The sequence below is a fragment of the Sutterella parvirubra YIT 11816 genome (assembly GCF_000250875.1).
GTDB lineage: Bacteria > Pseudomonadota > Gammaproteobacteria > Burkholderiales > Burkholderiaceae_F > Sutterella > Sutterella parvirubra.
Window position 1 is genome coordinate 1 of the sequence record NZ_JH604942.1, and the last position, 9,968, is coordinate 9,968.

Sequence of the window (9,968 nt, forward strand, 5' to 3'; positions counted from 1 at the left end):
GGGCTCGCGCATCACGATGTCGATGATGAGCTGCGCCGCATGGCGGGGGTCGACCGGGAGGTCGGGTTCAGGAAGGGTCGTCCCGTCCAGCCCCGACTCGCCGTGGATTTCCGGGCAGACGACGACTTCGCCGCGAACCAACGGGCGCGCGGCGCCCGCCGCGACCGGCACGTCGCGCACGCCCGCCGCCTGCAGGATCCGGCGGGCGTTCCCCGTCACCTTGGCGAGCGTCTGGTTTCCCGCCACCGTCGTGACGGCGAGGAGACGGATCTCGGGCGAGCCCGCCGCGAGCAGAAGCGCCACGGCGTCGTCGTAGCCGGGGTCGCAGTCGAGGATGATGTTCTTCATTTGAAAGGAGGTATCGGGGTTGGGGGATGGATGGATTATCCCAAAGGCGGCGGGGATCGTCCAAGACGATGATCGGGAGGGGATGCGCCGCCCGATGTGAATGGCGGTGAGGCCCTTCGGACTCACCGCCATTCGTGTTCGGAGAGACTCAGACGCCTCAAAAGCCTCAGAAGACGACGCCGCGCTTTTCGGCTTCAGCCTCCACTTCGGCGCGGGTCGGGATCGACCCGGCGGCGCCGGGCTTCGTGACGGAGAGCGCCGCGGCCAAGGCGGCGAAGCGCAGCCCCGAGATGAGCGCCTTCGCTTCCGGATCGCTGTCCTCGGCCGTCTCCACCAAGGCGCGCACGGCGTAGCCCGTGAACGTGTCTCCGGCCCCCGTCGTGTCGACGGCCTCGACGGGCCAGCACGGGATCTTCGCGGAGACGCCGCCCCCGGCGCGCCTGCAGCAGACGCGCGCGCCGCGGGAGCCTTCCGTGAGGATCACGACCGGGGCGGCGGTGCGCTCGGTGAGCGCACGCATGAGCGCTTCGCCCGAGAGTTCCGTCTCGCCCAGCATCCCGCGGGCTTCGGTTTCGTTGACGATCAGGGCTTCGACGCGCTCGACCGGAACGGAAGCGGCCGCATCGGTCCAAGGCGCCGGGTTGAAGACGATCCGAAGACCCTTCTTCTCCGCCGCCTTGAAGATCGCATCGAGCCCGTTCAGTTCGTTCTGGATCACGAGCCAGTCGCCGGGGTTCGAGGACGCGAAGGCGCGCTCCAGAAACGCCGGCGTGATCCCGGCGTTCGTGCCGGGGAAGTAGAGGATCGAGTTTTCAGCTTCGGGCGTCACCTGAATGACGGTGTGCCCGGACGGCGTCGACGGATCGGTTTCGATCGCGGACACGTCGACGCCTTCGGCTTCGAGGAATTCTTTCAAAAGCCCGCCGTCCGGTCCGACGCGGCCCGCGTGCGCGACCGCGAGGCCCGCGCGCGCCATCGCCACGGTTTGGTTGAGGCCCTTGCCGCCCATGTGGACGGCGCGGGCCGTGGCGGCCAGGGTTTCACCGGGCCGCACGAAGTGCGGCACCTGATAGACGTAGTCGATGTTGATCGAGCCCAGGTTGATCACCCGGGCTTCGGGACGCGTGTTGGAGGTCACTGTGCGGTTTCCGTGGAGGTTTTCCAGCCGCCCAGTTTAATACGCGCTTCTTTCAAGGCCCGCAGGCGCGGGTACGACCACATGCAGAGGAGGAAGAACGGAATCCCGCAGATCAACGCGAGGCGCTGCTCGACGTCGAAGACGAGCCCGACGCAGGCGAGCGTGCAGAAGACGATCGCGAGGATCGGAACCGCGGGGAACCAGGGCGCGCGGTACGGAAGCTCCGCGGGGGTCCTGCCGGACTTCACCCAGTCGCGGCGGAAGTTGATGTGCGCGATGCTGATCGAGATCCACACGACGACGACCGAGAACCCGCAGAGGGCCGTGAGGAACACGAACACCGTTTCCGCGGCGAACACCGACGTGGCGAGCGTGAACCAGCCGCCCGCCATCGAGAAGACGAGCGCGGCGACGGGGAGCCCCCGGCTGCTCTGCTTCGCGAGCTTCGCGGGGAGCATGCCGTCTTCGGCCAAGGACCAGATCATGCGGCCCGCGGCGAAGAGGTTGGAGTTGGCGGCGGAGATGACCGCCGTGAGAATGACGAAATTGAAGAGGTCCGCGGCGTACGGGATCCCGAGGCGCTCGAACACCGTGACGAAGGGGCTCTTCAGGATCGAGGCTTCTTCGACGGGAAGGAGCGCCGCGAGGACGACGATCGTCCCGATGAAGAAGACGACGAGACGGATGATCGTCGTCTTGACGGCGAGCGGAATCACCTTTTCGGGGTTGGCGGTCTCACCCGCGGCGACGCCGATGAGTTCCGTCCCCGAGAAGGCGAAGTTGACCGCGACCATCGTGGTGAGAAGCGGCAGGAACCCATTGGGGAAGAGCCCCGCGGACGTGAGGTTCGAGAGCCCCGGCGCGGGCGAGCCGTCCGCCAGGGGAATGACGCCGAAGACCGCGAGCCCGCCCAGCACGATGAAGATCTGGATCGTCACGACCTTGATGAGCGAGAAGAGGAACTCGCCCTCCGCGAAGAGCCGCGTCGTGAAGACGTTCATGCCGAGGATCAGGAGGCAGTAGACGAGGCACCAGAACCAGACGGGCGAGTCCGGGAACCAGTACTGCATGCAGAGGCCTGCGCCCAAAAGCGACGTCCCCACGCAGACCGTGCAGGTGAGCCAGTAGAGCCACGCGACGGTGAAGCCCGTCCGGGGCGAGATGAATTTCGTCGCGTAGAGGTGAAAGCTCCCCGTGTGCGGCATCGCGGCGCAGAGTTCGCCGAGCGAGAGCATCACGAGGTAGACGACCAGCGCGCCCATCAGGTACGCGAGCACCGTGCCGAACGTGCCGGTGGCGCCGATCACGAAGCCGGTGTTGAAGAAGAGGCCCGTGCCGATCACGCCGCCCAGGCTGAGCATGATCAGGTGACGCGCCTTCAGCGTCCGTTCGAAGGCGGGCGCCTGCGGCTCGGACGTGTGGTGTTGCTGCATGTTTTGGGGTCCTCAGAGGTAAGGCAACAAAGAGGAAGATCCTTGCCTTCGCCCCAATGCGTAGCGGACCCCCGAGAGGGAGGGAGTGCCCGGCGACGCCGACCGGGCGAAAGCGCGACATTCTACCTAAGCAATAAGCCCTACGGCAAACCTCTTAGCGCCCTCCGGGAGGCGGGTTTTGGTGGGTTCATGCGCCCGACCGACGGAAGGGATCAAAAGCTCTCCATGAACCCGAGAGGGTTTTCCCTCAAAAATCAACCTCGTCCGCGCGTGACGCAGCGTCCGACGCCGCGAAAAAGCACCCGGCGGGAAATGCCTTCAGAGAAAGAGAATTTTGGTGGCCGAAGCAGACGGAGGGCGGCCGGCGGCGCAAAGAAAGCGGGGCGCGCTGATCCGCTCGATCAGCCGCGCCCCGAAGGAGACCCAGAAACGCGCGGCGCCCAACCGACCAAGGCGTCTCCGGAAGAAGACAGGCGCCGCTTCGTTCTTTGAACGGACTATAGTTCATTTGCGAATGATTCGCAATATCAAATTTCAGCCGTCGTCTCCTTTTCTGGGAAGTTCGCGGAAGCCGATGGGTTTGATGCCCGGGGTTTGGTGAAAACCCCGGGGGCGCTGCGTGGAATGACGCCCGCGCCCGGCGGCCGTCTCAGCTCCTCAGCTCTTGAGGAACGCGAGGACCTCTTCCAAGCTCTTCCCGCTCGCGCTCAAGGCTTCGGCGATCACCTCGGCCTCCCGGCGCCTTCTTTCCCGTTCGGGCACGGGCGCGTCGGGGAAGAATTCGAAGAACTTCTCGTTCGGGTGCATGGTGACGCCGTCCTCGGCGAGGCGGCCGATGCACGTGCGCACGGGCTTCGTGTGCTTCTTCTCGGGGTCGTACGTGCGCTCGAGGATGTAGTGGATGTAGATCCTGCCGCCGGAGTTTTGGCGGCTGATCTTCCCCGTGGTTTTCGGAACTGGGACCGTGAAGTCGTAGTACATGGCCATCTTGATGAGCGGTCGGTGCGGCGGGTCCGGAATCCGGCCGCGCATAAAACAACGGCCGCGTCGAAACCCAAATCGACACGGCCGGGAAAGTTCGATCAAAGCGACCGAGAACCCTTGGAAGCATACGCTTCCCAAAACCCCGAAAGCAGCGACAGCTTTCGACGTAACAACAACCTAAAACCTAACGTCCTTCACAGGAGATTAGATAGGTGGCCGCAGACTCCACCACTGAAAAACCACCCCTGGAACACAGCAGAGGAGCCCGCGGCCGTCCCCCTTAAGCGGATGCATCCTAGGAGGAGTTATGAATTGTAATGATCCATTCCGAAAATGCAAATGGGCTCGGGCGCCGGGAAACCCTGCCTGAATCGCCTTCTGGGGCTCTTTTCCTTGTCTTTCAACGGCTTGCGACGACACCCGGGCGTTGCAAAGACGCACGATACTCGGGATAACCCGAGCAATTGACGGCCCGATCAGGACCGGAAAGCGGCCCGAAAATGCGGAAAGCCCGTCCGGAAGCACTTCCCGAACGGGCTCTCTTGTTGAAGTTTCGGCGTTTCCCGAAGGCGGCTCACGCCGCCCTCAGGGGATCAAGGCCGAAGCACGCCGAGCGAGAAAGCTCAGACCTTCGGCCGCAGCACGAAGAGCGTGTGGCAGACGCCGAGGTTCGGGTGGGACTCGATCACCTCCAGACCCGCCGCCTCAAAGATTTCGAGGAGGTCGGCTTCAAAGAAGAAGCGCGAGTTGCCGTTCGCGAGCACCGTGAAGTAGAGCGAGCTCGCGGCGAGACTCAGGGCGGCGGTGTCGTTGCGCTGGCGGTCGCACAAGGGTTCCATCACGACGATGACGCCGTTCTCTGCCAACGCCTTCTTGGCTTCGTTCAGAATCCCCACCGCTTCCGCGCGGCTGAAGCAGTCGAGGAACTGGCTCATCCAGATGAGGTCCGCTTCGCCCGCGCCGTCAAGCGAAGCGCCCTCCGAGAGCCAGTCGATCGGGAACGCCCGGATGCGGTGCTGGAGCCCCTCCAAATCCGGATTCGCGCGCATGAGGCCGATCTGCTCCGGAAGGTCCACGATCGTCGCTTCCGTTTCCGGCCACGCTTCCAAGGCCATCTTCGTGAAGCGCCCGGTGTTGCCGCCGATGTCGAAGAAGCGCGCGGGCGCTCGCGCCGCCAACACGCGGAGCGCCTCGCGGAAGGCGCCGTCCGAATAGAAGTGGTCGAACGCGAACCAGCTCTTCTGGGCCTCCGCCGGGAGGTCCTTCAGGTGCGGGTAGATCGTCTCCCACGCGGGGTCGAAGGCTTTGAGGCCCGCGGGCTTCCCCGTGCGGATCGCCTCGGTCGTCTCGGCCAACCCCTTGTAGTTCACGTCCGCCGTGAAGTCGAAGTTCGCCGCCGTCATCGCGTCGTACGTGAGGCACTCGCCCGTCTTCGTCAGGAGGTAGCCCGCCTCGTCCGACCCTTCGACGACGCCCGCCGCCGAGAGGATCTGCATGAGAAGCCGCGCGCCGTAGGGCGAGACGCCGGCCTCTTCAGCGAGGACTTCGTAGCGCACGGGCTCGGCCGCGGCGCCCAAACGCGCCATCATCCCGAGCTTCTTAGCCGCGACCGCGGCCTGGAAGATGAAGGGTGAAAAGGCGATGCGCGCCGCATCGTCGTAGGCCTTGAGAAGCGCCGCTTTGTGCCGGGCGCGGTCGGGGCGCGCCTTGTTGTCCTTGGGATTCATGGTCTTGGTCCTTGGGGTTCAGTCTTTCGTGTTTTGGTACGTGGTGGTGGGCCCGCTTCAGCGGAGGATCCGGGCCATCAGGGGGAGCGCATCAAGGAGCGCCTCCCCCGTGAGGAGCCGGGGTTCGTCCGCCGAGAGCGCCCCGATCATGAGATCGAACGGCGCCGCCCCGTGCGTCATCGTCCGCATCCGGGGTTCGGGGTACGCGCGATCGAGGTCCTCCGCCTTCGGATACTTGATCCGGCACTCGTGCTCGACCCAGGCGGCGTAGAAGGCCGTCAGGGGGGCCGGCGCCGCCGCGACCGCCTCGACCTTCTCAGTAGAGAAGGCGTACTCGGCCAACGCCCGCCAATTCTCTCGCGGGCGCATCGGCTCGACGTCGACGGCGACGGGAGTCTCGGCCGCCCCCAGCATCACCCAGTCCCCCGTGTGGGAGAGCGTCGTGAAGCGACCGCGCGTGGGCGGGTGCGCCCGGTCGCGCGGGAATTCGTCCGGCGCCGCGACGCCCAGGGTCGCCGCGAACGCGTTGAAGAGCGTTCGCGACCAGAGGTGCTGGCGCTTCCTCGCGGGGTGGCTGATGGCGGAGAGGCGCTCCCGCTGGGGCGCCGAGAGCGTCTCTAGGGCCCGGGCGTCCAGGGACGCCTCCGGAATCCGCTGAAGAAAGATGATCACGCGCCCGTCCACCGCTTGAAGATGAGCGAGGTGTTGATCCCCCCGAAGGCGAAGTTGTTGCTCATCACGACGTCGGTCGTGATCGGGCGGCCTTCGCCCATGATGTAGTCGCACTTCCCGCACTCGGGGTCCGGGTTCGCGAGCCCGCAGGTGGGCGCGAACCAACCTGCCCGCATCATCTCGATCGACATCCAGGCCTCGAGCGCCCCGCAGGCGCCCAACGTATGCCCCATGAAGCCCTTCAGGGTCGACATCGGGACGCGGTCGCCGAAGACGGCTTCGACCGCGCGGCTTTCCGCCACGTCGCCGTGGAGCGTCGCCGTCCCGTGCGCGTTGACGTAGCCCACGTCCTCGGGCTTCATCCCGGCGACCTCCAGCGCTTCGCGCATGACGTCCCGCATGCGGTCCGAGTCCGGGTTCGTGATGTGGCGGCCGTCGGAGTTGGTCGCAAAGCCCGCGACTTCCGCGTAGATGGTCGCGCCGCGCGCCAAGGCGCTCTCCAGGTCTTCGAGAATGAGCGTCCCCGCGCCTTCGCCCAGCACGAGACCGTCGCGGTCCTTGTCGAAGGGCTTGGGCGTCAATTCGGGCCGATCGTTGAAGCCGGTCGAGGCGGCGAAGAGCGTGTCGAAGACGGCGGTGTTCGCCGGGCACATGTCTTCGCTCCCGCCCGCGATCATCGCGCGCTGGCGGCCGTCGGCGACCGCCTCGTAGGCGTAGCCGATCCCTTGGCTTCCCGACGTGCAGGCCGAGGACGTCGTGATGACGCGTCCCGTCACCTCGAAGAAGACCCCGATGTTGACGGGCGCGGTGTGCGACATGAAGCGCACGTACGTCGTGGCGTTCAATTCTTTGGTGGAGAGGTTCGTCGCCAGCGAGGCGATTTCGCGCACGCCGTTCGGGTCCCCGGCGCAGGCGCCGTAGGAGACGCCCATGGCGCCCTCGTGAATCCAGGCCTCATTGATGAGGCCGGCGTCCTCCAGCGCCCACTCGGTCGCGCGCACGGCCATGAGGCTCCCGCGGAACATGCTCCGCATCGTGCGGCGGTTGTAGCGGGCCGAGAGCTCGAAGGGCGCGGCGGGCGCCGCGACGAGGCTTTTGAGCCCCTTGATCTGCGCCCAGTCGTCCATGCGGCGCACGGCGTTTTGACCGGATTGGAGGTGCGCGAGCACCGTCGGCCAGTCGCAGCCCAGCGGGCTGATCCCGGCCATGCCGGTCACGACGACGCGGCGCTTGCCGTTTCGGGTGAGGCTGATCGTCATCCGTGAATCCCCCCGTCGACTTCAATGACGCTTCGCGTCACGTAGGAGGCGTCGTCCGACACCAGAAAGCGCACGACGTCCGCCACTTCCTCCGGGCGCCCCATGCGCTTCATCGGGATGAGCGGGAGCGCGTGCTCCGAGATGTGCTCGTCCACCATGTCGGTTTCAATCAACCCCGGCGCCACGGCGTTCACCGTGATCCCGCGCGAGGCGAGTTCAATCGCCAGGGATTTGCAGGCGCCGATCAGGCCCGCCTTCGCGGCGGCGTAGTTCACTTGACCGCGGTTTCCCATCACGCCCGAGATCGAGCTCACCGCGACGATGCGCCCGCCCCGGCGGGCGCGCACCATCGGGAGCACCAGGGGCTGCACGACGTTGTAGAAGCCGTTCAAGTCCGTGCCGATCACGTCGTCCCACTGCTCCGGGGTCATCCCGGCAAAGGTTTCGTCCGCGGCGCGGCCCGCGTTGACGACGATCCCCCAGTAGGCGCCGTTCGCCTCGACGTCCGAGAGAAGCGCCTCTTTGGCGGCCTCCCGGTCGGTCACGTCGAAGGTGAGCGCACGCACGGGAAGATCGTCCGCTTCGGCGCGGACCGCCGCAAGCGCGTCTTCGAGAGCCGGGCTCATCGAACGGCCGTGGAGCACCACGCCGAAGCCCGCGCGCACGAGCGCAAGGGCGACGGCGCGGCCGATCCCGCGGGAGGAGCCCGTCACGAGCACCGTGCGGGGCCCGGCGGGTTTCTTGGGTGAAATGGGAGGCATGGTCTTCTCTTCGGGTTGGATTGTCGTGAATGGTTGGATTGTCGTTCTTTCGTTCTTGTGCGGGGGCGGACGGGCATCCGGAGATGCCTTCGGTCGGGCTCAGTCCTCAAAGAGGCGGCCGACGGTGTCGTCCATGCGGTTTTTGCTCCGGCCCCATTTCGTGAGGGTGAGTTCACCCGCGTTGTAGTTGGCGGTCGCGACGATCTCGCCCTCACGCCTCAGCGTGAGCCAGATCGTGCCGACGTAGGTCATGTAGCTCCAGCTCCGGCGCACGCTGTAGTCGAGCGTATAGGGCGTGGTCTTGGGGCACGCTTCGACCGAGGGGACGAAATAGGTCTTGATCCCGCGGCGCGCGATGGCGTCCAAGAGGTGGTTGACGCTCGCCTTGTAGGTGACGCGGGGGTTTTCAATGACGCAGACCTCCGTCGGGCGCTCGTATTGGGCGAGCTTGTAGCCGTTCGTCGTGTTGGCGCAGCCCGCGAGCATCGCGGGAACGGCCAAAGAGAATACGGCGACGCCGGCAGAAAGTTTCCCCAAGCGGCTCATGAGGGTTTCCCTCCGGCCTTGAGCGTTTCGAGAAGCGTCGCCGGGTCTTCGGGCTCGAAGGCGTTCAGCTTCGCCGTCGCGACGGTTTCGTCTCCGACGAGGACCCTGCAGTCGAACTGCGCGAGGCGGTCTTCGCGGGAAACGTACAGGGGTTCGGCGCGCACCGTGACGACGGTCCCGACGGGAAGATCCGGCCGGAGAAGCTCCATCTTCCGGGTCCCCAAAAGGAACCCCACCGGGACGGGTTTCCCTTCGCGGCGCGCATTCCAGGAGATCCACATCGCCATCCCCTGGGCCATGTATTCGAGAAGCACCCAGCTCCCCATGCGGCCGTCGGCGGTGAAGAGGTCGTCTTCGCCCCGCACCGCGGCACGCGCGGTGAGCCCCGTTTCGTCCGCTTCGACGAGTTCGTCCAGAAGGAGCATCCCGAAGCGGTGCGGGAGCAGTTCCGAGGCGGGCGTGCCCGGCCCCAGTTCTTCGGGCTGTTCTGCGGATGCGGCGGACGCGGCGGTGATGCGTTCTTCGGTCATGAAGTCTTTTCCAAAATCAGGACGGCGTTGCTGCCGCCGAAGGCGAAGCTCGCGGAGAGGACCCGGTGGTAGTCGCCGGGAAGAGGCGCGCCCTCCACGATGCGAAGCCCCGCGGCGGCGTACGCAGGATCGGCGGGAAGGTCCGAGAGGTTCGCGGGCGCCAGGCCCCGGCGGAGCACCTCGACCGCGACGGCGGCTTCGAGCGCGCCCGCCGCCCCCAGCGTGTGCCCGGTGACGGGCTTCGTGGAGCTCACGGGAACGCCGGGAAAGCACCGCGCATAGACCGCGGCTTCCATCGCGTCGTTCGCGGGCGTGCCCGTGCCGTGGGCGTTGACGTAGTCGACCGTGTCGGCGCCGGCCATCGCGAGCGCCCGGCGGATCGCCGCCTCGACGGCGAGGCCCTCGGGGTCGGGCGAGGAAATGTGATGCGCGTCGGAGGTTTCCGCCCAACTCGCGAGGCGGATCATCGGGTCGCCTTCCGGCGTGTGGGCTTCAGTGAGCGCGCGGTCATGCGTGAGCACGAAGACCGCCGCGGCCTCACCCAGGTTGATCCCGTCGCGCGCCGCGGCG

The 9,968-nt window shown here is 66.5% G+C and carries 11 protein-coding genes; all 11 read right to left on the reverse strand.

Annotation, left to right across the window (positions count from 1 at the left end):
• Positions 1-348: nucleoside hydrolase (locus HMPREF9440_RS04265; protein ID WP_040763554.1), on the reverse strand; the 348-nt coding region annotated here is incomplete at its 3' end.
• A 166-nt stretch (positions 349-514) separates the two neighbouring features.
• Entirely contained in the window at positions 515-1,486 is a 972-nt protein-coding gene (locus HMPREF9440_RS04270) for a ribokinase (protein WP_008541832.1), read from the reverse strand.
• On the reverse strand, positions 1,483-2,919 hold the full coding sequence (gene mmuP / locus HMPREF9440_RS04275; protein WP_008541834.1) for an S-methylmethionine permease: 1,437 nt from the start codon (positions 2,917-2,919) through the stop codon (positions 1,483-1,485). The genes HMPREF9440_RS04270 and mmuP overlap by 4 nt, the downstream gene beginning before the upstream one ends.
• Positions 2,920-3,576: 657 nt before the next feature.
• Entirely contained in the window at positions 3,577-3,906 is a 330-nt protein-coding gene (locus HMPREF9440_RS04280) for a hypothetical protein (RefSeq protein WP_148516367.1), read from the reverse strand.
• Positions 3,907-4,526: 620 nt separating this feature from the next.
• Positions 4,527-5,630 carry a methyltransferase gene (locus HMPREF9440_RS04285; protein ID WP_008541836.1) on the reverse strand — a complete coding sequence of 368 codons (1,104 nt, stop codon included), beginning with the start codon at positions 5,628-5,630 and terminating at the stop codon, positions 4,527-4,529.
• A gap of 57 nt (positions 5,631-5,687) precedes the next feature.
• Entirely contained in the window at positions 5,688-6,302 is a 615-nt protein-coding gene (locus HMPREF9440_RS10475) for a 4'-phosphopantetheinyl transferase family protein (RefSeq protein WP_148516369.1), read from the reverse strand.
• Positions 6,299-7,561, reverse strand: a complete 1,263-nt coding sequence (locus tag HMPREF9440_RS04295; protein WP_008541838.1) for a beta-ketoacyl-ACP synthase — start codon at positions 7,559-7,561, stop codon at positions 6,299-6,301. Before HMPREF9440_RS04295 ends, HMPREF9440_RS10475 begins: the two co-directional genes overlap by 4 nt.
• Complete coding sequence (gene fabG / locus HMPREF9440_RS04300) at positions 7,558-8,322, reverse strand: 3-oxoacyl-ACP reductase FabG (protein ID WP_008541839.1); 765 nt, start codon at positions 8,320-8,322, stop codon at positions 7,558-7,560. The genes HMPREF9440_RS04295 and fabG overlap by 4 nt, the downstream gene beginning before the upstream one ends.
• A 99-nt stretch (positions 8,323-8,421) precedes the next feature.
• On the reverse strand, positions 8,422-8,868 hold the full coding sequence (locus tag HMPREF9440_RS04305) for a hypothetical protein (protein WP_008541840.1): 447 nt from the start codon (positions 8,866-8,868) through the stop codon (positions 8,422-8,424).
• Positions 8,865-9,398 carry a hotdog family protein gene (locus HMPREF9440_RS04310; RefSeq protein ID WP_008541841.1) on the reverse strand — a complete coding sequence of 178 codons (534 nt, stop codon included), beginning with the start codon at positions 9,396-9,398 and terminating at the stop codon, positions 8,865-8,867. Before HMPREF9440_RS04310 ends, HMPREF9440_RS04305 begins: the two co-directional genes overlap by 4 nt.
• On the reverse strand, positions 9,395-9,968 hold a 574-nt coding region (locus HMPREF9440_RS10480), incomplete at its 5' end, for a beta-ketoacyl-[acyl-carrier-protein] synthase family protein (RefSeq protein ID WP_008541842.1). The genes HMPREF9440_RS10480 and HMPREF9440_RS04310, both read right to left, overlap by 4 nt.